Genomic DNA, 26,320 nt, shown 5'->3' on the forward strand with positions numbered 1-26,320 from the left:
GCGCGGCTCCGCCCCGACCGACGGAGACAGCCGACTCATGACACGACCCTCCTCCTCCGCCGTCGGCGCGGGCCCGCTGCCCGCGAGCATCGCGGCCGCGCTGGCCGGACCGCCTCGTGCCTTCTCGCCCACCGCCATCTGGTGGTGGAGCGGCGAGCGGCTCGACCGTACGCGATTGCGGGCCCAGCTCGAACGCTTCGCGGCAGGAGGTGTGTACAACCTCGTCCTGCTCAATCTCGCGCCTTCGGGGCCGCTGTTCGGTGCCGACGCCGACGACCCGCCGTTCCTGTCCGACGAGTGGTGGGCCCTGCTGGAAGGCGTCTGCGACGACGCGTGTGAACTCGGCGTCAGCCTCTGGTTCTACGATCAGCTCGGCTTCTCCGGCGCGGACCTCCAGGCCCGTCTCGTCGACGAGCGGCCCGCCTACGCCGGCCGCGGGCTCGAACGCGTACGGGCCGTGGTCGACGGCACGGGACAGCTCCGCTGTCCCGCCCACGGACGGTCCGTCGCGGGCCACGCCGAGCCGGTCGACCGGGACGGCAGGCCCACCGGTCCCGCGGTCCCGGTCGCCATGGACGGCCCGGTCCTGCGGGCGCCCGGTCCCGGACGCTGGCGCCTGACGCTTCATCACCAGGTGGCCGTCGGATTCGACTACCTCGGCACCGACGCCTGCGCGGCGCTGCTCGACCGGGTGCACGGGGCGTTCGAGCGGCGTCTCGGCGACCGGCTCGGGACCGTTGTCGTCGGCTCCTTCCAGGACGAGCTGCCGGCCCTGCCGACCTGGTCGGAGGGTTTCGCCGACGCCTTCCTGCGGCTCCGCGGCTACGACCTGACCCGCTGCCTCGACGCCCTGTACGACGACAGCGCCCACCCGGAAACCCATCGCGTACGGCACGACTACCAGCGGACCCGCGCCGAACTCGCCGAGGAGGCGTTCTTCCGGCCGCTCGCCGCGTGGCACGACCGGCACGGACTGATCGCCGGCTGCGACCAGCAGGACCCCGCCCGCGCCGGACATCCCGTCGCCGGTGTGGAGTTGTACGCCGACTACGCCCGCACCCACCGCTGGTTCTCCGCGCCCGGCTCCGACCATCACGGCGATGCCCGGATCCACTCCTCGCTCGCCCATCTCTACGGCCGGCCCCGTACCTGGATCGAGGCCTTCCACTCCACCGGCTGGGGCGGCACGCTGGAGGAGACCTTCGACTGGCTTCTGCCGTGGCTGCGCGCCGGCGCGACCCTCTACAACCCGCACGCCGTCTACTACACGACCAAAGGCGGCTGGTGGGAGTGGGCGCCGCCCGCCACCGACTGGCGCCAGCCCTACTGGATCCACCACCGGGTCTTCGCCGACGCCGTGAGCCGGCTGTGCGCGATCCTCAGCCTCGGCCACCACCTGTGCGACCTCGCGATCCTGCTGCCCACCAGTACGGCGCAGGCCGGCGCCGCGCTCGACGGCGTCTCCGCGGCGGCGGCGAACGCCCAGGAGGTCTACCTCGAACTCGTCGGTGACATGACCTGGTTCAGGACCCGGCCCGGCGTCGTCGACCGGCTCGGTCTCGACGCGGATGTGATCGACGACGCGTCTGTCTCCCGCGCCCGGGTACGGCACACCGGTGACGGCGCACGGCTGTGTGTCGCGGACGAGGCGTACGCGACGATCGTGCTGCCCGCGTGCACGGTCCTCGAACAGGACACGGCGCGGCGGCTTGTCGAGTTCGCCTCGGCCGGCGGCGGCGTGATCGCGCTCGGCGCGCTGCCCGAACACGTCATCGGCGCGGCAGGGCCCGCCGCTCTGGACGAGATGCGCGCGTGTTTCGCCGACGGCCGGGCCGCGTTCGTCCCGTCGACGGACGCTCTGGCCGCTGCGCTAGCCGGAGCGCCGCCACCCGCCGTCCGGGCATCCGTTCCCGCGCTCGCGCGGCGCGTGGACGACGCCACCGTGGTGTTTCTGACCGCGGCCGCTCCGCGCGCGACCCGAGCGGCCGTGGCGGCGCCCGACGAGCGCGGGGCCGCACTGGGCTGGCTCGACGCGCGCTACGACTTCGACCCGGACCGGTACGCGCGCGCCGCCCGAGTGCGGGTCCGCGATGTCGGTGGCCCGGCGGTGCTGCTCGATCCGTTCGGCGGTGAGCCCCGCACGGTGCCTGTCCGGCCGGCCGAGGACGATCCCCGGGCCGTGGACGTCGACGTCACCTTCGACACCGGACCCGCCGCCGTACTGGTCTTTCCGGCGCGTACAGCGGAGGATTCCGGGATCGGCGACCTCGCGACGGAACACACGGCGGCCGAAGACCGCGCGACCGGGACGCCCGGGACGGAGGCACCTTCGGCGGAGCCGCCGGGAAGCGCGGCGAGGCCCGTCGGCGGCACGGTCGGGATTCCCTCAGGCGCGCACTGGGACATGACCCTTGTCCCGACTCTCGACAACACCTGGGGCGACTTCGCCCGGCCCGCCACCGGCCCGCCCGGCGGCCCCGCCGTAACCGAGTGCCGCCGCTTCCGGCACCGGACGGAAGCACCGGGCGAGGACGGCATCCGCCTGGGATGGGCCGCGGCGGAGCTCGCGGGCGACTCCGGGCCATCGGTCCACGCGACGTTCGGACCGCGCGCGGTCGTGCTCGGCCCGGACGGCGGTGTCCGCTCGGTGCTCGAATGGTCCGACAGCCGCGGCATCCACAAGGACCCGGTCCACCGAGCCGTGCTGGGGCCGAAGGGACATGTGCCGGAAGAGTTCGTACGGGTCGGTCCGACGAGTGCCGGGACGGTCGCGCGGGTACGCGTGGAGCTGTTGCTCGACGAGGCATTCGACGGATACCTCGCGGTCGGGGCGGCGGCGGCGAAGACGGCTCGGCTCGGTGGCGTGTCCGTCGCTCTGGACGACCGGGGACATCTCGCCATGGGACCGTTGCGCCGGAGCGCCGGCCGGTACCTCTTCGAACTGGACCTGACGCCCGATCAGGACATCGATCTGCGGGCGCATATGGCGCTGGTCCGCGACCCCGTGCGCTATCGGCGCCCGGAGTGGATTCTCGCGGCGGGCCCACGCGAGGACGGCGGCCGGTCGGTCGTGGGCACGACCCTGACGCTGACCGAGGCCCCGGCCCGCGCGGTCGTCCAGGTCGCCGCACGCGGATCGTGCGTCCTGCGGGTCAACGGGCAGGTGGCGGGCGCGCAGGGCGGGTTCGATCCGTACACCGACCACGCGGTGCCGCGCGTACGACGGCACGAGGTCGCGGCCGCTCTGCGCGCGGGAGACAACGAGATCACCGTGGAGACCGACGACGGCGGCGATCGCGCCGTCCTGGTGGACGCGACGTTCTCCACCGACAGCGCGGTGACCCCGCACAGTGACGCCACCTGGTGGGCCGAGCGGGCCGGAGTGCGGGTGCCGGTCGTGGTGCGCCGCGAGCCGGTCGGCGATCCGGCCGCACTGTATTTGCGCCGCAGGCCGCATCCGCTGCCCGGCGCCGCCTGGCTGGATCCGGACGCCGACGACGGCACGGTGGTGCCGGCCCGGTTCGCGGTCCCGGGAGCACGATCGGCCGTGGAGTGGTTCTGGTGCGAACTTCCTCCGGGAACGGTCCGCTTGACGGTGGACGTGTACGGCGACGCGACCGTGTTCGTCGACGGCCGCGAGCGCACCGCGACGACCGCCGCCGCCGGTGGCGCCCGTAGCCTGACCGTCGAGCTGCCGGCCGGGGCACCGTCCGGTTCGCGAACCGCCGCGCTGCGGCTGGAAACCCGGCCCGGCCGCCAGGGCGGCGCCGCTCTGGCCGGCCCGCTGCGCTGCGAGGTCGGCCCCGGACTGATCCGGCTCGGTGACTGGGAGACACGCGGCCTCGCGGAGTACAGCGGCGGTGTGCGGTACGGCCGTGTCGTGACCCTGCCGGCCGAGGCCGCCGCCGGACGGGTGCGTCTCGATCTCGGGCGCGTGCGCGGCACGGCGGAGGTGCGGATCGGCGGCGCCCTCGCCGGTGTGCGCGTGTGTTCTCCGTATGTGTTCGATGTGACGGGACTGGTGGGACCCGGAGCCAATAGGGTCGAGGTCACCGTGTTCGGGACGCTCGCGCCGTATCTGGACTCGATCAGTCCGACCCACTTCGTCTTCCCGGGACAGCGTGCCACCGGGCTGATGGGACCCGTCCGGCTGTACAGCGATCCCTGACGCCCGGGCGCGGCGATCAGCGCGTGTCGGCGGGGCCCCGCCAGCGTGTCCGGGCACTCGCGACCCGGAACAGATAGTCGATGTACGCCCGGTCGTAGAAGGCGACGCCCGCCGGATCCGGATCCACCACGACCTCGGGCGCCGTCCACGCGGTGACATCCAGGCCGCGTCCGAGCTCCTGGCCCCGGGCCGCCACCGCCGCCAGCACGGCTCCGCGCGCGCCCGGCTCCGGTCCCCGCGCGACACGCAGAGGCCGCCCGAGCACATCGGCGAACAGCCGCAGCCACGCGAGGCTGCGGGTGCCGCCGCCGCAGATGGCCAGCTCACCGGTGAGACCCGCGGCGTCCAGACAGTGCCTGGCCGCGAAGGCGATCGCCTCGCACATGGCGCGGACCAGATCGGCGCGTGAGGCCCGCAGATCCAGGCCGGTGAACTCGGCCCGCGCGGTGTGGTCGACGAACGGCGCCCGTTCGCCCGACGGCGAGAGATAAGGCAGCGCGGCCACGCCCCGGGCGCCGCGCGGGCTCTCGTCCAGCATTCCGGAGACCTGGTCGTGGGAGCTGCCGGTGAGGGTGAGCACCCAGTCGAGCGCGACCGTGCCGGTCATCGCCGGCAGCGCCCGCAGGTGGCGGTCCGGCCTGGCCGTGGCGAGATGGAAGCCGACGGGATCGTCGTCGAACGCGACCCGCTCGACGACGACCTGACACGCCAGTGTCGTACCGACGATGAGCAGTCCGTCGCCGGGCTCGGTCACGCCCGCGCCCGTCGCGCAGGCGGGAAGGTCGTACGGCCCGGAGGTGACCGGCGTGCCCTGCGGCAGACACGAAGTGTGCCCGCGCGCCTCCCCGTACGGCAGGCTCGCGGCGATGGGCGGCAGCAGATCCGCGCGGTGGCCGAGCCCGAGGGCCGTGAGCGCGTCCTGGGAGTACGCGCGCGTGCGCGGGTCGAGGAAGGGGACGGAGGCGTCGGAGAGGTCGGTGCCGCGCTCGCCGGTGAGCCGCAGATGCAGCATGTCCTTGCAGCACGAGGCGGTGGTGGCCGCGTCCAGTGACTCCGGCTCATGACGGTCCAGCCAGGCCATGAGAGGCCCGGCGGAACCGGGGAACAGCACATTTCCGGTGCGCCGGTACAGATGGGCCGCGGTGCCGTCCGCCATCCATCCCGCGACCAGGCCGCCCGCCCGGCCGTCCATCCAGGACAGCGCGGGACGTACGGCCCGTCCTCGCGCGTCGAGCAGCCACAGGCCGTCGCCCTGGCCGGTGATGGCCACCAGGTCCGGTGCGCGGCCGTCGGTCACCGCGGCGAGGACGTCGGTGGCGGCGCGGACGACCTCTTCGACATCCTGCTCGACCTCCTCGCCGCGCCCGCCGAGCGAGACGGGCCTGGACTCCACCCGCAGCGCCGTGCCATCCTCGGCGAAGGCCGCCGCCTTGGCGACCGAGGTTCCCATGTCCAGTCCGACCAGCACCGTGTCTCCCTTCCCTGGCCGCCGCCGGTGCCGTCCCGACTCGCGGGACCGGGCCGGCGCGGCGTCACTTGGTGGCTTCGTGGCTTCGATGTGAACGGTCAGACGACGCGGTGCGCGAGCGCCTCACCGCGCAGGAATCTGCTCACCTCGGCGGCCGCCATCCGCGCCGCGTTGTGCGCGACCGAGGTGTTCGCTCCCGCCAGATGGGGTGTCATGACAAGCCGTGGAGCGGTACGCAGACGTGAGCCGGGCGGCGGTGGCTCCACGGCGAACACGTCGAGCCCGGCCGCGGCCAGCCGGCCCGATTCCAGCGCGTCGCACAGCGCGTCCTCGTCCAGGAGCGCGCCGCGCGCGCAGTTGACCACGACGGCGCCGTCGGGAAGGAGGGCGAGCTCACGGGCGCCGAGCAGGCCGCGGGTCTCGGCGGTCAGCCGCGCGTGCAGCGACACCACGTCGGACCGTCGCAGCAGGTCGTCGAGGTCGGCGACCGGTGTGCCGGACCGGCTCAGCGTGTCGGGATCGGCATAGGGGTCATACAGGCCGACTTCGGCGCCGAGAGCGGTGAGGGCCCTGGCCACCCGGCTGCCGACCGCGCCGCAGCCGATCAGTCCGACGCGCGCTCCGTCCAGACCGGGGCCGCAGTTGTCGTACGTGTAGAACTCGCCGGCCCAGCGGCCCGCGGTGAGCGCGGCCGATGTCTCCGGGATACGGCGCATCGCCGTCAGCATCAGTCCCACCGTGTATTCGGCGGTGGCGGCCGCGTTACGGCCCGGCGTGTTGCACACCTGGACGCCGCGCTCCTTCGCCGCGTCGAGATTGACATTGACCGGGCCGCCCCGGCCGACCACCACCAGACGCAGATCGGGCGCGCTGTCGAGGACCTTCCGTGTCACCGGGGCCATCTGTGTGACACAGATCCGCACACCGTGAAGTGCCGTGATGACTGTCTCCTCGTCACCGGACGCCTCGTCGACCTCGCGGACCGGTCCGAAGGGCGTCAGCGGCCAGGGAAGAAGCAGCTCATCGATGGTGTGACCGGTCCCGATCGCGGCCGTCAGTTCCCGGGTGAGGAGTTCGGGAGCGACGAAGTGGTCGCCCGCGGCGAGGATTCTCATCGGCGAGGTCTCCTTGGCGGTGGTTCGGGCACCTGACCCGGGCCGCTGTCCGGCGACGCGGGTCGGGCTCAGGTCGGGGCGATCTCGTAGCGGATCCCGCTCTCGTCGAGGGAGCGCAGCGCGTCCGGCGATATGCGGTCGTCGATCAGTACGACGTCGAATGTGCTGAGAGGAGCCAGCCGGTGCAGCGCCGTACGGCCGAGCTTGGAGTGGTCGATCATGAGCACGCTGCGGCCGGCGGCCTTCAGCATGGCGCGCTTGACGGCGACGATGCGCTGTTCCTGGTGAAAGGCGAAGTCGCCGTGGACGGAGGACGTGGACACGAAGCACAGATCGACGCGCAGAGCCTCGACGGCTTCCACACAGGGCACTCCCAGGAAGGATCCGTGCAGCGGGTCGTAGTCGCCGCCCAGGGCCATGAGATGGATCCCGTGTTCGTCCGCGAGCAGATTCAGCGCCTCAAGGAAGTTGGTGACGACGGTCAGCGGCTCGATACGCGGCAGAAGCCTGGCCAGTTCCAGCGCGGTGGTCGAATCGTCGATCATCACCGACATACCGGGTTCGATCATGGCCGCGGCCCGCGCGGCGACAGCCTCCTTCTCCGGCCGCATGGATTTCTTGCGGTAGGCGACATTGCTCTCGAACACACCTGAGGGCTGAGCGGTCACACCGCCGCGGAACTTCCGCAGGACACCCTCGCGTTCGAGTTCGTCGATGTCGCGGTAGATCGTCATCGGACTCACGCCGAACCGCTCCGCCAGATCCGACGCCGACGCGGGCCCGGCCGTGAGCACGAGATCGGAGATTTCCCGGCGGCGCTGTGCGGGGCCCCGCTGGTTCTTGCTCTGTGACATTCCGCGGTCCCGTTCCCGTCCGTCGTCCACGGGACAGGTAAGGACATACGCGCTCCTCCGCCCGAGACATCCCACCAGTAACATCAATCTCTGAGGATATAACATACCTTCTTGAGGTACCGTCGGCAGTGTTCACCACCGGTGCCTACCGGGTCAACCCGTCGGCTGACGTGGACCGTTGCTTCGGGACCCCTCCCATCAGGGCATACAACGGAGGTCCATCGCGCCGGGACCGTACCGGCGCACTCCGGCTGAAGCCGTGGTCACGGTGTGAAAAGCGTGGTGAGATCACCTGACGGCCGTGATCACGTGACAGCCTGAAGCACCGGACGGCCGCGACGACCGGACGATCAGAAGGCGGGAACTTGTGACGGACACACGCCACCAGGACGTCTGGATGGGAGTCGACCTGGGGACCCAGGGAGTACGCGCGCTGGCGGTCACCGACGACGGCCGGGTGCTCGGACGCGGCTCCGCCCCGCTCACCGGACACCGCGACGGGAACCGCCACGAGCAGCGTCCCTCCGACTGGTGGGACGGTGTCCGCGCCGCGATCCGGCGGACCCTGCGTCCGCTCGCCGCCGCGCGTGTGCGGGGGCTCGCGGTGTGCGGCACATCCGGCACCGTGCTGCTGACCGACTCACGCGGGACACCGCTGACACCGGCGCTCATGTACGACGACGGCCGGGCCGTCGCCGAGGCCCGGTTCGCGCAGGAAGCCGGCGCCGCGGTGTGGCGGTCGCTCGGCCACCGCATCCAGCCGAGCTGGGCCCTCGCCAAACTCGTCTGGCTCACCCGGCCGGGCCGGGACGGCGGCACATCCGATTTTCGCGGCGCCCGCGTGTGCCACCAGGCGGACTTCATCACCACGCGGCTCGTCGGGCGGCCCGTGCCGACCGACTCCAGCCATGCCCTCAAGACCGGCTACGACCAGCGGACCGGCGCCTGGCCCACCGCCGTCCACGAGGAACTCGGCCTGTCCGGCCTGGACTTCCCCGCCGTGCTGCCTCCCGGCGCGCTGCTCGGTACGGTGTGCCGCGAGGCGGCGGACGCCACAGGACTCGCCGAAGGCACTCCGGTCGTCGCGGGCATGACCGACGGATGCGCCGCCCAACTCGGCTCCGGAGCCTGGGAGGTCGGGCGGTGGAACACCGTCCTCGGCACCACGCTCGTCCTCAAGGGCGTCACCGCCGCACCGCTCCACGACCCGGACGGCATCCTCTACAGCCATCGCTCTCCGGACGGCCACTGGCTTCCCGGCGGTGCTTCCAGTGTCGGCGCCGGCGCCCTGAACCGTGCGTTTCCCGAGGCGGACCTCGCCCGGCTCGATCGCCTCGCCGCGGCCCGGGAACCGTCGAGCGTCGTCGCGTACCCGTTGGTCTCGCGCGGCGAACGCTTTCCGTTCCTGGCCGGCGACGCCGAGGCGTTCATGCTCGGCCGGCCGGCCGACGACGCCGACCACCACGCCGCGCTGCTCCAGGGCGTCGCACTCGTCGAACGCCTCTGCCTCGCCTATGTCCAGCGGCTCGGCGCCGAGGTCGACGGGCCGGTCACCTTCACCGGCGGCGCCACCCGCAGTCCCTACTGGAACCAGCTCCGCGCCGACGTACTGGGACGGACCGCCATCGTCCCGGAGCACACCGACTCCGCCCTCGGTATGGCGGTCCTCGCCGCTCACGGTGTGACGCGCGGCGGCGCGAGCACCGCCCAGGGCGCCGGCGGATCCGCCGGTCCGACCGGTCCCACGCCGCTGTCCGCCCTTCGCGGTATGGTGCGCGTCCGTACGGTCCTGGAGCCGCGGCCCGGAGCCGCCCGGCGTTTCGCCGAACCCTTCGGCACTCTGGTCGACGAACTCGAACGACGCGGCTGGCTGCCCTCCAGGACGGCCGCCCACGCACGGGAGCACGGATGACATCCGCACCCACCACCTTGTTCCTCGCGCGACACGGCGAGACCGTCTGGCATGCCGAGAACCGCTACGCGGGAGTCAGCGACATCGATCTGACCCGGCGAGGGATCGAGCAGGCAGGCGCGCTCGGCGTCTGGGCCGCCGGCGCCGCGCTCGACGCGATCGTGACCTCACCGCTGTCCCGCGCCCGCCGCACCGCCGCGCCCGCGGCCCGGTCGACCGGTCTGGCCGCCGTGGTCGAACCGGATCTGCTCGAAACCGACTTCGGGATCGCCGAGGGCCGGACCCTCGTCGAACTCGAAGCGTCGCATCCGCGCGAGGTGGCGGCGTTCCGCCGCGACCCGGCCGGCCATCCGCTGCCGGCCGGAGAGGACCCGAGGGCCGCCGCCGCGCGGGGCGCCGCGGCCCTGCTCCGCCTCGCGGACATCCACTCGGGCCGCCGCGTCCTGGCCGTCGCGCACAACACCTTGTTCCGGCTGGTCCTGTGCCGGCTGCTGGGCATTCCGGAGAGCGAGTACCGGCGTGTGTTCCCGGGCCTCCGCAACTGCGCGGTCACCGAGCTGCGGATGTCGGCCGGGCGGGCGTCACTGATCTCGTACAACGTGCCGACGGCATAGAACGGTGAGTACGGGCCCTTCGCGCACGGCGAAGAGGCCCGCGTGGCTCCCGTCCGGTGCCCGGCGGACGGATGACACGCGAGTCATCCGCACGCGCGGCCGGGAGCCGGTGTCACTGACGGACCGGCCACCGGCCCGGGCCCCGGAGCCGCGCCGCCTCGCTGATCCGGACCGGCGAAGACGGCGCGGAGCGAACAGCACACACGGGTCTCAGGTCCCGTGTGCCGCCGCCGGCAGATCCTGCGCCTCCAGGCTCATCAGCTCGTCCGGCGTCGGCGCGCCCAGCATCGCCACCCGTTGCGCCTGGCGCTCGGTCATCTCCTGGAACATCTGCCGCGCCGAGCGTCCATTGCCGAAGCCCTCACCTCGCGGCAGCCCCTCGAAGAGGCCCGTCAGTCCCTCCCGCGCGGCCGTGGTCAGCTCGTACCGGTGCTCCTTCGCCTCGTACTCGAAGATCGAGACCAGCTCCGAGGCGTCATAGTCCTCGAACACGAGAGTGCGCCCGAAGCGGGAGGAGAGCCCCGGGTTGGAGTTGACGAAACGAGTCATCTCGCCGGGATAGCCGGCGGCGATGACCACGACGTCGTCCCGGTGGTCCTCCATCAGTTTGACCAGCGTGGTCACGGCCTCCAGCCCGAAGTCATTGCCTCCGCCGAGCGGCGCCAGGGAGTACGCCTCGTCGATGAAGAGCACGCCGCCGAGAGCCCGGTTGAACGCGGCGGCCGTCTTGGGGCCGGTATGACCCACGTACTCGCCGACCAGAGCGGTTCTGTCGACCTCCACCAGATGCCCGCGGCGCAGCAGGCCGAGAGCCTTGAGCAGCCTGCCGTACAGCCGGGCGACCGTCGTCTTTCCGGTACCGGGGTTGCCGGCGAAGACGAGATGGCGGCTGAGCGGCGGAGCCGGCAGGCCCGCCTCCTCCCGGCGGCGGACCGTCTGCATCAGTTTGACCAGTGAGCCCACATCGTGTTTGACGCGATCGAGACCGACCAGTTCATGCAGTTCGACCAGCAGGTCGTCAAGGTGCTCCTCGGGCGCGTCGGGCTCCTCCGCGGCGCCGGGCACTCTTGTGGCCGTACGGGCGGCGGCTCCGGCCGCCGGTGCGACGGCGGGCACGAGGGCCAGCGGGACGCCGTCCGCCGTGCAGTCGTCCAGCACCGCGGCCGCGCCCTCGTCCTCGCCGAGCGCCTCGGCGCAGTCCCTGATCCGGCACCGGCGGAACTCCGGGTCGGCCTTGGCGCCGATGTGCAGCGCCGGGAAGCCGGAACCGACCACGTCCAGCGAGGTGAAGGCGCCGCCCGCGCCCTCGGCCAGAAAGACGCCGTTCTTGGCCGGCCGCTCGATCCGTACGTGACTGAACGCCGGCCGGGCGCCCGTCCACACGACGACGCCGGAACCGGCGCAGTCCTCCACCGAGCCACCGTCCACCGTGGCGTCCGCTCCCGCGTCGACCACGACTCCGGCGGCGCCCGCGCCGGTGATCCGGACGCCGGTGAGCACGACGGCCGCGCCCTCGGTGAGCTGGACGCCGATGTCCGTCGTCCCGCTCACGGTGGAGTGCTCGACCGTGGTGCCCGCGGCCGAGCCCACGACGATGCCCGTGGCGGCGCCGGTGATCCGACAGCCCGTCACCGTGGCGGCGGCCCGGTCGAGTACGGCCACACCGGTCATGCCGACTGCGCCGATGGCGCAGTCGGCGAGTTCCGCCCGGGCCGCGTCCGTGGCGTGGACGCCGTGCTCCGCGCCGTCGCGCACCAGACAGTCCGTCAGCCGTCCGGTGGCCGTGCCGGACAGATGGACGGCGCTGAAGGCGCTGCGGTCGATGCGGCAGTCCGTCAGCGTCGCGCGGGCCGCGCCGGTGAGGAGCAGCCCGTTGGCACCGGCGTCGGCCACGGAACATCCCCGTGCGGTGAGGACGGCGTCCTCCTGGACCACCAGACCACTGGCCGCCGCGAGCCGGATCCGGCAGTCGGCCAGCTCGGCCCGCGCCGTACCGGTCAGATGGACACCGGCCGATCCCGGTGACTCGATGCGCAGCTCGTCCGCTGTCGCCCGGCACGCGTCCTCCAGCAGGAGACCGGCCCGTCCCGCGTCCTGGAGCACGGAGTCGGCGAGGCGCAGCCGCGACCGGCCGCGCAGCCGGACACCGGAACCCGTCGAGCCCTCCAGCCGCATCCGTACTGCCTCCAGCCGGGCCGTGCCGGACAGGACGACACCGGTTCCCTCGACGGCGCGGACCACGGTGTCCTCAAGCCGTGCCCTGACCTCGCCCGCCAGATACAGTCCGGCTCCGCGAGCGCCTTCCAGACGGCAGCGGCGCAGCAGAACGGCGGTGACCGTGCCGTCGGCCGGTTCCTCGTCGCCTTCGGCCGGTTCGCCGTCGGTACCGCGCGCCTGCACCCGGCCGCTCACCACGGCGCAGTCCTCCAGGACCAGTCCCGCACCCGCCGAGACGGTGACCACCGGGTCTCCCGGATCGGCGCCTCGTACGGTGATGCCCCGTACCGCGCAGTCCGGTCCGGTGGCGGTCAGGGCCAGACCGCCACCGGGTGGAGCGGTGAGTGTCACGCTGCCGGGGCCGGCCTCCGCCGCGAGGACGACGGCGCGGTCCAGCAGGACGGTCTCGGCGTAGGTGCCGGGTGCGACCGCCACCAGATCACCGGGCGCCGCCGCGCGGACGGCGTCGCCGATGCGGCGGAAGGTGCCCCGGCCGCCGTGTCCCCTGGGCGCCACCGTAAGACGGGTCATGTTCGGTTCCTCGCGGGTTCTGCGGAGTACGGCACGGATGCTTACGGAGTGGTCCCGGGACCGGGTGACGGCGCGGGCGGCGGCACCTGGTACCAGGACGGGTTGATGCTCGCGCGGTACGCGGAGGTCAGGAAGACCGACTGGATGCTCTTCTCGAAGATCTTGAAGGGCAGTTGGAGCCAGAAGTCCGCGAAGCCCTGGCGGTGGAAGAGCCGGCCGCCGCCGCTGAGCAGCGCGATGTTCTTCGCGAGACCGGTGGTCACCGATGTGGTGAGGGAGGCCAGGGCATTGATACCGCCGTCGCCGACCGCGTCCCAGCCGGTGAGCTTGACCGTATTGCCGTTCGCGTCGCTGACACCCCACACCGCGGCGTTCATGGATCCGTTGACCCAGCCGGCGAGCACGCTGGTGCCGACACCGAAGCCGAAGTCGTAGGTGCCGCCGCGCCAGCGCGTCGCGGTCTCGTTGCCGGCCCACTCGTTGGCCCAGGTCTTGTCGTGGTTCATGGGCCTGCGGTTCCAGTGCTTGCCGCCGTCCACATTGGCCAGGCCGGCCCGGCCGGAGCCGAGATCGCGGAAGAGCGGCAGGCTGTTCTCGTGCACGAGCGTGCCGACACCGGTCTTGATACCAGCCGACACGGCCGCGTTGGCGAACGACTTCAAGGCGTCCTTGCCGGTGAACGGCTTGTTCTGGGCCGCCGCCACGATGCCGTTCACCGCCAGGTTGGCTCCGAACTCCAGGATGAACTCCTGGCCGAACTCCAGCGCCGCCTTGCCCGCGACCGTCTTCCAGTACGGCACGTACAGCGACTCGCCCAAGTGGGGCGTGCCGCTCCACGGCATGCGCTGGGCCTCGCGGACCCGGCGGCCCCAGCCGCGGATCTCGGTGAGCTGCCCGCGGAAGTCGTACTCGTTCCCGGTGAGCTGGAGGCGTCCGTCGCGCGTTTCGAAGACCAGTCCGCTGTCGGTGCGCTGCGCGACGAGCGAACCGTTCGCGTCGTAGGTGCGCCACTGGCCGCGCCAGGCGTCGGTCTCCAGGAAGGTCCCGTCGGCCAGGGCCTTGCGCTCACGGACGACCGATCCGTGGTCGAACTCCTTCCAGACGCCGTCCGCCGCCCGCGCGTTGGCGTCGGCCCGGAACTCGCGCACCCGCAGCGGACCGTTCCCGTGGGTCGGTACGGAGCGGAGCACCGTACCGCCGGCCGGAGCGCCGTCCGGCCGCAGGACGTCCTGCCAGTGCCGGGCGCCGGGAGTCCAGTCGTCGCGCCAGGCACCGTCCCGCCACCACTGGCGCACCTGCTGTCCGCCGCCGAAGTCGACGGCGTCGCCGCCGCGTCGGTATTTCGCGCTCAGCCAGCGATCGCCGTCCGCCCAGGCGTCGACATAGGAGCCGCCGTCGAGCATCCGCCGCTCGCGGACCAGATTCCCGGCCGCGTCGAAGTCGCGGAAGGAGTCGTCCCAGGAGAGTGCCGGGTTGTTGGAGCCGCGGAAGAATTCGCGCCGTCCGGCGAAGGCACCCGGACCGGCGGTGATGTCCGCGCCGTCGCCGTCCACCAGTTTCCAGGTCCACCTGGCGGAATCGGGATGCCCGGAGCCCCGGACGAAACGGTCTCCCTGGCCCGCCGGAACCGCTGACCGGGACGGCTGCTGAATGCCCGTCAGATTGCCGTGCGCGTCACGGGTCACCCACTCGCCGCGCTCGCGCGGCTGGTGGGCGAGCGGCGGGTCGCGGTATTCGCGTACCGAGCCGTCGAGCAGCCCTTCGCGGGCGACCGGCCACTGGCCGGGCGGCGAGCCCTGCACGGCGATCCGGTCCTCCCAGAGCGTCCTGCCGTTGCCCGGAGTGTCCACCCGGTAGCCGCCGGGACGGCCGCCGGACTCGTGCCACGCCATCGCCGCCGCGTCGGGATCGTGGCCGGGCCGGGGCGCGTGGTCGCCCACCTTGAGCGTGTTGCCGTTGTGCAGTTTGTTCGTGGACCGTACGAAGTCTCCTCGCGCGCCGATGTCGACGGCGCCGCCGTCCATACCGACATAGCGGGCGCCTCCGGTGATGTTCGCGCCCGGTGCCTCCCTGGACCACAGGAACATCTGGAACCTGCTGTCGCCCGCGAGATGGGCATGGCTCGCAGGCGCGTGTCCCACGTCCCGCGTGAAGTGGTTGCGGAACAGCGTGGGCGGGCGCTGCTCGCCCAGGCGCTCGGTCCTGAGCTGGACGCCCGCTGTCAGGGTCTCGTTCCTGCCGCTCTCCTTGCCGTGCGGCGACTGGCGCTCCCACAGGCCGGAGCGCTGCCAGCCGCCGTCCTGGGCCACCAGCAGGTGCTCCTCGAAGTGGCCCGCGTTCCGGGGGAGATGACCGGAGCCCCACTGACGCTGTACGACCGCGCCGTCCGCGTCGGTGTCGGTCCAGCCGCCACCGTGTTCGTGAGTGCGGCGGCCGTTGCCCAGCTCGTTGCCCGCGCCGTCGTAGCGGTGCCAGGTCCAGCCGCCGGCGTTGTCCCTGACTCCGATCACATGTCCCGCGCCGTCGCCGTACTTCTGGAGACCGTCGCGGTACTCACGGATCGCGCTCAGACCGGACCGGCCCTCGCCGGCACTGGTGTGAGGAGTGTCCCACCAGCCGGTGCCCGCGGTGTCGTAGTGCCGGTGTCCCCAGTCCCTCAGCAGCCCGTCGTCGCTCCACCGCGCCCACACCGTACGGCGGTTGAAGTGGCCGAAGCCCACGGTGTCCGTACGGCGGAAGGCGTCCAGCACATCGCCGTCCGGCAGCACCCGCCGCTGGAAGACCTCGACGCCCTTGCCGGTGGAGCTGTCCAGCCGCAGCCAGCTTCCCTCGGGTCCGTAGGACGTGGCCTTGCCGTGGTGGAAGGTGCCGTCGACCGCGCGCCGGCCGGACCGGGTCCGGTGCCAGGTGGCGTTCCCGCCGCCCTGCGGGAAGTCCACGACGTACTGGAAGTCGGTCCGCCGGCCGTCCTGGATCACATTGAGGCCCTGGCGTATCCGGCTGCCGTCCGCGCGGACCTCCACGAACTCGCCCTGGCGGAGGCTGCCGTGACCGGCCCACTCGGTCCGGGTGCCGGCGCCGCCGGGCAGTGGTGTGATCTCGCGCAGCAGCGCGCCGGAGGCCGGGTCGAAGACCTGCCGGCCACCGCCGGGCAGTACGACCTCGAAGCGTCCGCCGTCCGCCGGCGCGGCCGGCCGGCCGGCCGTCGGATTGAAGGCGTCGTCGACCCAGCGCAGGCCGCCGTCCGTCCGGACGTCCAGATATCCGGCGGGGTTTCCGTCCCGTCCGGTGAGAGGCATCCCGCGGCCGGTGTGTGCGCCGTCGGGACCGTACAACTGATAGCCGGGGCCGTCGGCGACGCGGAATCCGCCATTGTCCGCGACGGCACCGACCTGGCCCGGCAGCGGCCCGCCGGCGGTATCGGTGAGGCGGTGTCCGCCGGTCCCGGGACCGCCCGCCACGACATACGAGGCGCGGCCACCCGGCTCCGCGAGCGCGACACCCCGCTCCACTTCGATCCCGTGGGCGTCGAAGCGGACGGACACGCCGGTGGCGGGGTCGGTGACCCGCATTCCACCGTCGCCGAGGAGATCCAGCCGACTGCCCGGCAGCGGAGTGCCCCGGAGGTCGGTCACGACGCGCCCGCCGCCGCCCGCCGTGACGATCCGGTCGGCCGCCGCGAAGCCGCCGCCAGGCCCGCGCAGCCGGAGGCCGTCACCGGTGTACGCGCCTCCCGCGTCGAAGGCGACCGTACGGCCGGTTCCCGGCTCGCTGACGCGGAAGCCGCCGCCGTCCAGCACCTCGAAGTGCCGGCCGCCGCCCTGGTGGAGGCTGTGCGCGCCGGGGAGGCTGTCGACGGCCATGCCGTGGTACGGGGCGCCGTCCCGCCCGTACAGAGGCGTGCGCTGTCCGAGCAGCCGGCCGTCGGCCGGGTCGAAGTCGCGGTACGCGCCGCCCGGTCCCGCGAGCCGGATCCTGCCGTCGCGCACCTCGGCCGCGGCGCCCGCGCCGGGGCCCTCGATCCTGGGAGGCGCGGCGGAGCCCGGCCCTTCGGCGCCCAGGTGCAGTACCTCTCCGGTCGGCCGTCCGTCGAATCCGGTGAGCGGGACGGTCCTGCCGGCGGGAGGTGCCGGAGCGTCACCGCCGACGCGGGAGGCGTCCGCCCGCCGCGCGACCGGGTCACCCGTCTCGATGGCGCCGGGATCGCGGAGAGCCGGATCGCGGACGGGCAGGAGCGGCGTGTCGTCCAGCGTGTCCGTGACGCCGTCCGGGCCACGGCCGCCGGTCCCGTGCGGGTCGTCGAGCCGTGGGGCCATGGGTTCCGGTACCAGGGCGTTGTGGTGCCCGTACGGACGCAGCGGCTCCGGGAGGTCGTTCGCGGCCTGCATTCCGGCGACGAGACGCGGGTGTTCCAGCAGGCTCTGGGTGTAGACGGCGTTCAGGCCCTGGTCGATACGGCGGGGTTCGACGCCGAGGCCGGTGAGTTCCCGGTACGTGTCGGAGTAGCGCTGCCCGGCGCTCTCCACGGCGTTCTGGAGCCGGATCTCGCGGATTCCCGGTCCGTGCGAGGTCTCGCCGACCACACCGCGCACCATGTCCTGAGCGCGGCCGAGGTCGTGGCGGGCCTGGGCGAAGTCCCGCCACGCGTCGCGCCGGATGTCGCGGAGCGGGTCGTCGGCCGCGCCGAACAGCGCGTCGACCCGGTCGGAGTCCCTGGCCCAGAGCTGCTCGATCTGGGCGGGCGTGAGGCGATGGGGCTGTCCGGGCGCACCGGACGGTCCGGTCCCGCCGGGGATGCCGGGGATTCCGGGAACGCCGGTCTCGCCAGGGACACCGATGGTGCCGGGCGGCGTGTCCGGCACGAGCGGGGCACCGGTCCTGGCGGGCACTCCGGCATGGGCCCTGCCCTTGCCCTTGTCGAGTGCGGAGAGACCGTCGCCGGGCGTCACCACCGTGCCGTGACCGCCCGGCGCGCCGGCCAGGGCGTGGTCTCCGCCGCCGGGAGGCCGGCCGGCCCGGCCCGAGTCCACCAGGTCGAAGGCGGAACCGAGACGGTCGGTGGCGGCTCCGGTGGCAGGGACGCCTCCGGCCGCGCCCGGACGCGGGGGAGTGGTCTGGACGGAAGAGACGGCGGGAGAAGGAGTGCTGGGCAGTGCGGGTCCCGGCGAGCGTACGAACTCGTCCAGGTGCAGCCGTATCTGACGGGCCGTCAGAGCGCTGGTGGTGCGGTCGGCCAGTGCGCCGCCGCCGGTCACCGTGACATCCGGACGTGCCCGGCCGCCCGCGACAAGATCGAGCGCCGAGAAACTCCCGCCCGCGGACGTCTGGACGTGCGGTGCCTGGACCGCCGGGTGAGCGGTTCCCGGCACCGTGCCGCCGGGCGGCGGGGCCAGCAGGTCGGCGGTGCCCACCGTGCCGGCCGGCGGCGCTCCCGCGCCGGTGAGAGCCGGATGCGCGCCGGCCGGCGGTGCCTGCACGGCGGTCAGCGCGGTGTGCCCGACGCCGGTGGCTCCGCCCGGCGCCGGGGGCGTCAGGAGCTGCGGTGTCGCGGAGACGCCGGGCGGCGTGAGCGCGGTGGTGGTGAGAGCGGTGTGCACGGGGACCGGGGCCGTCCCGGACCGCGTCAGGCCGAGGAGGTCGACCGTGACCGTTCCGGCCGACGGGGCCTGGACTCCCGCCGCTCCGGCGTGCGCGGCGCCCGGCGGTGGCGTACCCACGGCGGCGTGGCCGACGGCGGACGGTGCGCCCGCCGAGGCGGGAAGATAGAGACCGGACGCGTGCACGACCTGAGGCGCGCCGCTCCCGCTGACCCCGAGCACGGCGTCCATCCGGCCCGCCGGGTTCGCCCAGCCGCCGGTCCGCACCGCGCCGAGCTGGGCGGCGGGCATGTCCACCAGGGCGTCCAACTGGCGCGACGCGTGGAAGCCCAGTCCGGCGCGGTCGCCGACTCCGGCGCCGAGCCGGCCCACCGGCCCAAGATGGAGGGCCGGAGGCTGAAGCGTCGTATGGAGCGGCCCGTTCGCGGCCTCGAAGGGCCGCAGTCCCGCCCACTGCCCGGCCCAGTCGCCGAGCCGTACCTGCGCCAGCTCGAAGCGCGGGAGGTCGACCAGGCCGTCCACCGCGCCGGTCGGGATCGGAGCGGCGCCGATGGCGCGGCCGGTCGCGCCCGTCAGCGCCGCTCCGTACCTGTACTGGCCCAGGACCCCGCGCTCGAAGAAGCCGATCTTCAGGGCCTTCGCCAGGCCGAACCGGCCGATCTCCCGGGCGTCCACCGGAAGCAGCAGGCGCAGCCATTTGCCGTCGCCGAGTTCGGCCCTGGCGAAGTTCCAGGTCGCGCCGAGCCCGGCCCGGCCGCCCTGCCACGCGATCATCGCGCCCCTGCCGAGGGCCGGCGGCAGGGCGCGGACGAGCCCGGGGATGGCCTTGACGCCCTGGATGGCGATGAGCCCGCCGCGCTGGACGACCATCCCGGCGAGCTGGGGCATGTGCTGAACGCCCTTCATCACCCACAGGCCGCCCTGCCTGACCCAGCCGGTGCCCAGGACCAGAAGGTCCCGCATGCCCGGCAGGATCTGGGCGAAGCGGAAGCCGCCACCGGTGAAGAGATTACGGAGCAGCACCAGAGCGCCGCGTCCGAAGTTCGCCAGGCCCTGCGTGAACGCCTTGGTGCCCGCCTTGATGATCTGGAAGATCGGCAGGCCCTTCGTGGTCGGCGCGATCAGACCGAGCCCGGCCAGGAACAGGTCCAGGAATGTCGCGTCACCGCGCGCGAAGTCCACGACGGTCTTGATGAACAGCGTCAGATTGACACCGAGGGCCAGCAGCGCGATCGGTCCGCCGAGGATGAGCGCCGGGATGATCAGAATGATCGCGAGCCACTGGAAGGCCTCCCAGAAGACCTTGCACGCGGAGATGGGCAGCGAGATGTGGGAGACGGCGGAGATCCGCCCGGCCACGCTCCTGCCTTGTTCCGCCTGGCTCTCGCCGGCTTCCCGCGCGGTCGTCGCGAACTGCTCCCGCGTGGGGTCGTCCTCCGCGAGTCCGCGTCCGGACGCGAGAGCGGAATCGGCCCGCTGCTGGTGCTCGGTGACCGTCGTGGCCCATTCGCGGAGCGCCGCCGCCGAGGTCTCGAACGCCCAGGCCACGTCCTCGACATGGCCGCGCAGCCGGTTGTCGACCTTGCCTCGCAGCGCGTCCGCCGCCTCGCCGACGAACACGCTGTCGTTGGCGTTGCTCATCACCGCCTCGATGGCGGTCCAGATCCGCCGGGCCGTTCCGCCGAGTTCGGTGAACAGGTCGGCCAGCCGGGTGATCTGGTCGGGCTCGCCCGGTGTGGGGTCTCCCGAGAGGCCGATCGCGTTCCAGTCGGTCGGACGTGGCATGACGGCCTTCCCCTCCGTACCCCGAGTGCTCCCGAGAGACCACGTGGCAGCGCGGGCCGCGGTTCACGGCGCGACCGGGTTTCCTCCGCGGATCGCGCACCTCGCGCCGGCAGCCCGGCCACGGCGGCAGAAGCCCGGCGGCCGGTGCCAGGAACCGCCGTGAACCGGAACCCCGCCCCGCACGTGGTCCTGCCGACCGGGGTAGTGATGGCGCCAGGGAGGCATACCGTGCCGGACAGGCTCAAGATCGACTACGACGTCCTCAACGACGCGAAGCGCGATATGCAGCGACTGGCCGGGGACATCGGCCCGATCCTCGACAGCAGCCTCTTCACCGAACTGGCCGTGGGCGGCGACGCGGCCCTGATCCTGGGCAGCGTGGAGGTCGCCGACGCCGTCTCGGGACTGCGCGCCGAGGCCAAGAACACGCTCAGCAGGGCCTACGACGGACTCATGGAGCTGTCGAACGCCTTCGGCTCCGTCGGTGAGGCGTTTCTCTCCTTCGACTCCGAACTGGCCCAGGGCATGGGCATCACCGGCAGCAACCTGGGTCTCGGGAACTACTTCCGGCAGAAGGAACAGTGGGACTACCGGCAGGCCCACCTCGACCAGTGCGTGCCCGGCCCCGACGGCTCGATGCCGGACTTCTGCTCCGCGACGGATCCGGGACCGACTCCGCCGCTCGACCAGACCATCACCACCGAACGCGGCAGCGTGCACACGCATCTGACGCTCGACGAGAACAACCATGTGGTCAAGGAGGAGTCGACCGTCACCTACGACGGCAAGACGTACACCTCCACCACGACCTACAGCGACAACGGCGACAGCTATGTCACCGACACCGCGTACCCGGACGGCAGCACGGTCCGCTCGGAGACTCATCTCAACGCCGACGGCAGCGGCACCATGACGGTCACCAACAGCGACGGTGAACACACCGAGTACACCCGCGGCCCGCGCCCCGCCGACGGGCAGAACCCGCCGGAATGGTCGGTGGTGGGCGGCGATCCCGACCCGGAGTGACGCCAAGCCCGACAACCGAAGCGAAGCCTGACAACCGAACCTCACAACCGAAGCGAAGGACGACATGGCCTACAACGGAATCAATCTCCAGTACGACAAGATCGAGGACGTCGCCGGCCTGCTGCTGGCCGCTCACGAGCAGATCGTGCCGATGCTGGTCAACCTCCACAACAGGGTCAACCTCCTGGTCGACGACGGCATGGTCTTCCAGCAGTCCAGCGAGGTCATCAGGACCACGTACAACAACTTCGACACCAGCCTCACCGCCGCCGTCAAAGGCATCAACGACTTCTCCGAGATGTTCAACGGCATCATGAAGAACGCGATCGACTTCGACGAGGGCATCAAGAACAGCCTGAACCAGGGCTGATCGCGCCGATCACGGAGAGAGGGTGCGGGACCGTCAGGTCCCGCACCCTCCTCCGCCGTGTCAGCGCCGTGTCAGCGCGTCACGGCGCGGCGCGCAGCACCGTCAGCGGCACCTGTACGGCCATCGCCGTGCCGCCGGGACCCGCCGTCCAGGCCCGGCCCGGCTGGGTCATCGACCGTACGACGCTGGGCGACAGCCGCAGCCCCGTCAGATCGCCCTCGGCCATGTTCTTCGGCGCCAGCAGCAGTCCTCGGCGTGCCCGCCGGGCGGCCGTCGTCCAGCCGCTCAGCCCCGACTGGAGACCGTCCGCCGACGCCGCGAACACCATGCCCAGACCCTGGTCCCGGCCGGACAGCGCGATCTCCCGCAACACCTTGTCGGCGGCGGGCGTCATCAGCAGGTCGGCGTCGTCGATCAGGACGACCCGCGGGCCCGGCAGCGCGTCGAGCGCCTCGCGTACCGCCTCCGCCGACGGATCCGACTCGGTCAGCACCCGCGCCCGCGCGTGCCGCGCCAGCGCCCGCAGCGGTGACTCCCGTGGCGTCAGCACCACCAGCGAGGTGTCGCCCGCCAGCAGCGAGACCGCGAGCGCGGCCAGAGCGTTGCTCCGCCCGGACCCGGCGGGGCCGAGGACGGCGAAGACCGAGGAGGAGGCGGCGAGATCGACGCCCACGGGACCGGCGTCGTCGCCGCCGAGACCCAGCAGCCCCCACATCGGGCGCCGGGACTCCTCGGGCACCTTGTCGTAGGCCTCCGCGAACTCCACCGACCGGGGCAGCGACTCCACCCGGAACGGCCGCAGCTCCTCGGCCACCCGGCTGTCCCGCTTCCGGGCCTCGCGGCCGATCGTCCGCAGGGCCTCGACCTGTTCGGTGCCTCCGCCCGGAGCGAGCAGCGCCACCTGGGTCTCGGTGCCGGTGAGCACGTGCCAGCCGCGCCCGGCCGGTATCGCCGCCGGGATTCTGCCCAGCTTCAGGCCCGCCGCCTGGTAGTCGCTGCGGTCGCCCTGTCTCAGCAGCAGCTTGTGATCGTTGTGCGCCGCCAGCCGCCCGCCGAGCAGCGCGCGCTCCGAGGTGGCGACCACATGGATGCCGGCCGCCGCGCCCTCGCGGATCAGCCGGGTCACCTCCTGCACGAGTTGTCCGTGGTCGTGGTCGTCGAGCACCGCCGAGAGCGCGTCCCAGCCGTCGATGAACAGCATGATGTGCGGCGGGCGTTCGGCCTTGGGCAGCAGTCGGCGCAGCTCCGTGATCCCGGTCGCGCTCCGCTCACCGGCCAGATCCTGACGGTGTGTCAACTCCAAGGTGAGCCGGCGCAGCAGCCGGCCGAGCCGCTCGATGTCGTGCCGGGAGACCACACTGCCGCAGTGCGGCAGCGCGGTCAGCGCCGCCAGTCCGCCACCGCCCGCGTCGATCCCGTACATATGCACATCCGCGCAGCTCGCGACACGCGCGGCGGAGCCGGCGAGGGTACGGAGCAACTGCGTGCGGCCGGACCGCGGCGCGCCGATCACATAGAGATGACCGAACGAAGAGAGATCGGCGACGGCCAGCCGGCGCTGCTGCAGTTCCGGTACGTCCTCCAGGGCGTACGGAATCAGCAGCGGACGGTTCGCCGAGAGCGGCTCCAGGTCGTCGAGCAGCACTTCCTGATCCAGCGGCGGCAGCCAGGGGCTGCTCTGCTCGGCGAAGTCCTCCAGACCGTCCGCCGCCTCCCGGACGGCCATGACCAGGGCCTGGAGATCGGTGGGAGCGGGCGCGACCGGGGCCCCTACGGTGACGGCGGCCGTCTCGGGCAGCTCGGCGGGCCGTCCGAGAGCCTCCCAGGAGAGTTCGGCGGACCGCACCTCGGCGCGGGCACCGGACACGGCGGCGGTCTCCTCCTCCGGCGTACGCGCCGGACGCTCGGCGCCGACCCAGGCGGTCTGGAAGGGTTCGGCCAGGCGCGGCCCCCGTTTCACCACGGCCCGTCCCGGAGTGCGCGGTGAGATGTCGACGGCCTCCTTGGTGTCGACGACATCGTGGCTCTCCGTCTGGTCGGTGACCCGCAGCGCGATCCGCAGATTGGTGTTGGCGCGGATGTCGCCGGTCACGACGCCGGCCGGACGCTGGGTGGCGAGGATCAGATGGATGCCCAGCGAGCGGCCGCGCTGCGCGATGCTGATCAGACCGGGCACGAAGTCGGGCACCTCGCGCACCAGCGTGGCGAACTCGTCGATCACCAGCAGCAGCCGGGGCAGCGGTGCGAGCGCGGGGTCGGCCGCGCGCTTGGCGCGGTATTCGACATGGTCCTTGGCGTCGGCCGAGGCCAGCACGCGCTCACGCCGGCGCAGTTCGGCGCTCAGGGACGCCAGCGCCCGCTCCACCAGATGGGCGTCCAGATCGGTCACCATGCCCAGGGTGTGCGGGAGTTCGGCACACTCCTTGAAGGCGCTGCCGCCCTTGTAGTCGATCAGGACGAAGGTCAGCTCGTCGGGCCGGTTCACGGCGGCGAGCGAGATGACGAACGTCTGGAGCAGCTCCGACTTGCCGGATCCGGTGGTGCCGGCGACCAGCCCGTGCGGGCCGTCCTGCACCAGGTCCAGTACGAGCGGCCCGTCGAAGCCGGTGCCGAGCACGAAGGACGTGGCGGCGGGCCGCCGCCGCCAGTTCTCCAACAGGGCACCGGCGTCCGGCGGTTCCTGGTCCAGCAGTTCCAGCAGCCGCACCCGCTGCGGCAGTCCGGCGTCGTGCTCCGGGCTGACGTCGCGTACGGGCGCCAGCGCGCGGGCGAGCTGTTCGCACCAGTCGGCCCGCACCTGGTCCGCGCGGACCGCCGGAATGTCGGGCATACCGGGACGCTTCACGGTGAGCCGTCCGCCGTCGGCGAGCACCACACCGGTGCACTCCTCGGGCAGCAGCCGCTCCTGGTCGTCCAGACACACACTGAAGACGCGAACGCCGGGTCCCTCGGTGAGGATCTGGACCATGCCCGGCACGTCCCGCAGCCGCCGCGCGCCGTCGGCGATCACCAGGATGTCGGGACCGGGTATCTCCGGCCGGCTCGTGTTGCCCATCGCGCGGCGGCGGGACTGGATCCCTGAGACCAGTTCGGAGACCCGGGCGTTGGTGGATGTGTTGTCGTTCCCGAGCAGGACCGCGGGCGCGGCGGCGGAACCGCCCGTCCCGGCCGGACGCAGATGCGGCAGCCAGCGGACCCAGTCCCAGCCGGCCGCCCGGTCCTGCTCGGTCAGCACGACGATCCTCAGGTCGCGCGGACTGTGCAGGACGGCCGACTGGATCACCAGCCAGCGTGCCAGCGCCCGTACGTCCGGGCCCGCGCCGGCCACGCCGACCACGCCGTGTGCCGGTATGTCCACGCCGACCGGGACATCGGGGATGTTCCACCTGACCGTACGGTGGTTCTCCTCCCTGGCCGGATCCTCCAGTTCCTTCAGCGACGGCTGATCGGCGGTGCCCAGCCGCAGGACCAGATGGTCCGGGTCATGTCTGCGCCGCTCCCAGAGCCGGCCGCCCGGACCGGTGGCGGTCAGCGCGGCGGCGGCCGGGTCGGGGCCGGTGATATCCCTGATCCGCCGTTCCCGCGCGACCGCCTCCCGGATCTCCTTCTCCAGCGCGGTGCGCCGCTGGGTGTAGCGGCGTTCGGCCTCCTCGTGCAGTTTCCGGCCCGAGCGGCGGCCGGTCACCCAGTTGGACACCAGCATCAGCGGGCTGAACAGGATGAAGACCAGGAAGTAGTACGAATTGAAGACCCACACCATGACGAGGCCGAGCACGATCGGCAGCACCATCATCAGCGCAGGGAACGGACGCTTGGCGGACGCGGACGGCGGCTGCGGCAGCCGTACCCGGTCACCGTCGAGGTGCGGTGCGATACGCGGCGGCCGGTTGTAGTCGAGACCGAATCCGTCGGCCGACACCGTGACCGCCGCGTCCGGCTCGACCGGGCCGGTGAGCCGCAGCAGCGCGGGACCGACGGTCAGGTCCTCCCCGGCGGGCCACGGGGTGCCACCCGGGCTCACCGCCACCGCGGCCGAGGCGGTGGGGACCGGCTCGGGACGCGGGACCCGGCCGGCCGCGGTGACGGCGTCGTCCGGCGGAGGCTGGACGGTCCTGCCGCGCACCGCGTCACCGGGCTCCTCGGCCGTACGGTGCCAGTACGCGGAACCGTCCGCGCGGACCGTCACCCACAGGCCGCGCTCCGGCACGCCGTCCGCGGCCCCGTCCGGCACGGTGGCGCCGGACGGCCGGATCGCGCACAGCGGATCGGAACCGATCTCGTAGCTGCCCTGTCCGAGCCGCCAGGTCCGTCCCGCACCCGGTCCCGACACCACATGCAGCTCGGCCAGGACCGGTTCCGCTCCGCCGGCCGGCAGCCGTACCAGATCCGTCCCGGCGGCCGGGCCGCCGATCCCGAGCAGGGCTCCGCTCCGCAGACCGGCACCGGCCGCGGCGGTCGCCGGGTCGAGGCGGTCGGCGCCCTGGTAGAGCGCCCGGCCCGGACCCGCCACGGCGTCGGCGATGTCGCCGATCGTGGCCTGTGGCGGCAGCCGCAGCAGATGATCGCGTCGAACGCCGTCCGCGCTGTCGACGGTGGTGATGGTGAGGTTCACGTCTCCCCTTGGTGCGCTGATCGTTGCCGCCGCATGCCCCGTGGCGGCGGA

The 26,320-nt window shown here is 72.8% G+C and carries 11 protein-coding genes; 5 read left to right on the forward strand and 6 right to left on the reverse strand.

What is annotated here, in order from left to right:
- The first annotated feature begins 37 nt into the window (after positions 1–37).
- A complete protein-coding gene (locus PV679_RS05940; RefSeq protein ID WP_319678962.1) occupies positions 38–4,168 on the forward strand; it encodes a glycosyl hydrolase in 4,131 nt (1,376 codons plus the stop codon).
- 16 nt (positions 4,169–4,184) lie between these two features.
- Here PV679_RS05940 and PV679_RS05945 read toward each other — a convergent pair whose 3' ends face one another.
- The 3 genes from PV679_RS05945 to PV679_RS05955 form a co-directional block, all read right to left on the reverse strand.
- Positions 4,185–5,636: an FGGY family carbohydrate kinase gene (locus PV679_RS05945; protein ID WP_319678963.1), complete on the reverse strand. Its 1,452-nt coding sequence runs from the start codon at positions 5,634–5,636 to the stop codon at positions 4,185–4,187.
- Between the two features lie 98 nt (positions 5,637–5,734).
- On the reverse strand, positions 5,735–6,751 hold the full coding sequence (locus PV679_RS05950) for a 2-hydroxyacid dehydrogenase (RefSeq protein WP_319678964.1): 1,017 nt from the start codon (positions 6,749–6,751) through the stop codon (positions 5,735–5,737).
- Between the two features lie 68 nt (positions 6,752–6,819).
- The gene (locus PV679_RS05955) at positions 6,820–7,605 is read right to left on the reverse strand and encodes a DeoR/GlpR family DNA-binding transcription regulator (RefSeq protein WP_319678965.1); all 786 of its coding nucleotides are present in this window, start codon (positions 7,603–7,605) and stop codon (positions 6,820–6,822) included.
- A gap of 397 nt (positions 7,606–8,002) precedes the next feature.
- Here PV679_RS05955 and PV679_RS05960 point away from each other — a divergent pair, with 397 nt between their 5' ends.
- Positions 8,003–9,517 (forward strand): FGGY-family carbohydrate kinase, encoded by a 1,515-nt coding sequence (locus tag PV679_RS05960; protein WP_319679023.1) that lies wholly within the window; start codon positions 8,003–8,005, stop codon positions 9,515–9,517.
- Positions 9,514–10,131 (forward strand): histidine phosphatase family protein, encoded by a 618-nt coding sequence (locus PV679_RS05965; protein WP_319678966.1) that lies wholly within the window; start codon positions 9,514–9,516, stop codon positions 10,129–10,131. The genes PV679_RS05960 and PV679_RS05965 overlap by 4 nt, the downstream gene beginning before the upstream one ends.
- Positions 10,132–10,341: 210 nt before the next feature.
- On the opposite strand, the gene PV679_RS05970 is transcribed toward PV679_RS05965, so the two are convergent.
- Positions 10,342–12,879: a right-handed parallel beta-helix repeat-containing protein gene (locus PV679_RS05970; protein ID WP_319678967.1), complete on the reverse strand. Its 2,538-nt coding sequence runs from the start codon at positions 12,877–12,879 to the stop codon at positions 10,342–10,344.
- A 41-nt stretch (positions 12,880–12,920) separates the two neighbouring features.
- The gene (locus PV679_RS05975) at positions 12,921–20,261 is read right to left on the reverse strand and encodes a hypothetical protein (RefSeq protein WP_319678968.1); all 7,341 of its coding nucleotides are present in this window, start codon (positions 20,259–20,261) and stop codon (positions 12,921–12,923) included.
- A gap of 228 nt (positions 20,262–20,489) precedes the next feature.
- Between PV679_RS05975 and PV679_RS05980 the strand changes: the two genes are divergently transcribed.
- Positions 20,490–21,287: a hypothetical protein gene (locus tag PV679_RS05980; RefSeq protein ID WP_319678969.1), complete on the forward strand. Its 798-nt coding sequence runs from the start codon at positions 20,490–20,492 to the stop codon at positions 21,285–21,287.
- A 64-nt stretch (positions 21,288–21,351) separates the two neighbouring features.
- Positions 21,352–21,657, forward strand: a complete 306-nt coding sequence (locus tag PV679_RS05985) for a hypothetical protein (protein ID WP_319678970.1) — start codon at positions 21,352–21,354, stop codon at positions 21,655–21,657.
- Positions 21,658–21,736: 79 nt separating this feature from the next.
- Here the strand turns inward: PV679_RS05985 and PV679_RS05990 are convergent, their stop codons facing one another.
- Positions 21,737–26,269, reverse strand: coding sequence for an FtsK/SpoIIIE domain-containing protein (locus PV679_RS05990; protein WP_319678971.1), 4,533 nt, complete (start codon positions 26,267–26,269; stop codon positions 21,737–21,739).
- Positions 26,270–26,320 lie beyond the last annotated feature (51 nt).

It is taken from the genome of Streptomyces sp. AK02-01A (assembly GCF_033795305.1).
Lineage (GTDB): Bacteria > Actinomycetota > Actinomycetes > Streptomycetales > Streptomycetaceae > Streptomyces.

Excerpts from the sequence above, each read along its gene's own strand:
- PV679_RS05975 (WP_319678968.1), bottom strand. The coding sequence starts at position 20,261 with ATGCCACGTCCGACCGACTGGAACGCGATCGGCCTCTCGGGAGACCCC.
- PV679_RS05970 (WP_319678967.1), bottom strand. The coding sequence starts at position 12,879 with ATGACCCGTCTTACGGTGGCGCCCAGGGGACACGGCGGCCGGGGCACC.
- PV679_RS05985 (WP_319678970.1), top strand. The coding sequence starts at position 21,352 with ATGGCCTACAACGGAATCAATCTCCAGTACGACAAGATCGAGGACGTC.
- PV679_RS05950 (WP_319678964.1), bottom strand. The coding sequence starts at position 6,751 with ATGAGAATCCTCGCCGCGGGCGACCACTTCGTCGCTCCCGAACTCCTC.
- PV679_RS05960 (WP_319679023.1), top strand. The coding sequence starts at position 8,003 with ATGGGAGTCGACCTGGGGACCCAGGGAGTACGCGCGCTGGCGGTCACC.
- PV679_RS05955 (WP_319678965.1), bottom strand. The coding sequence starts at position 7,605 with ATGTCACAGAGCAAGAACCAGCGGGGCCCCGCACAGCGCCGCCGGGAA.
- PV679_RS05965 (WP_319678966.1), top strand. The coding sequence starts at position 9,514 with ATGACATCCGCACCCACCACCTTGTTCCTCGCGCGACACGGCGAGACC.
- PV679_RS05940 (WP_319678962.1), top strand. The coding sequence starts at position 38 with ATGACACGACCCTCCTCCTCCGCCGTCGGCGCGGGCCCGCTGCCCGCG.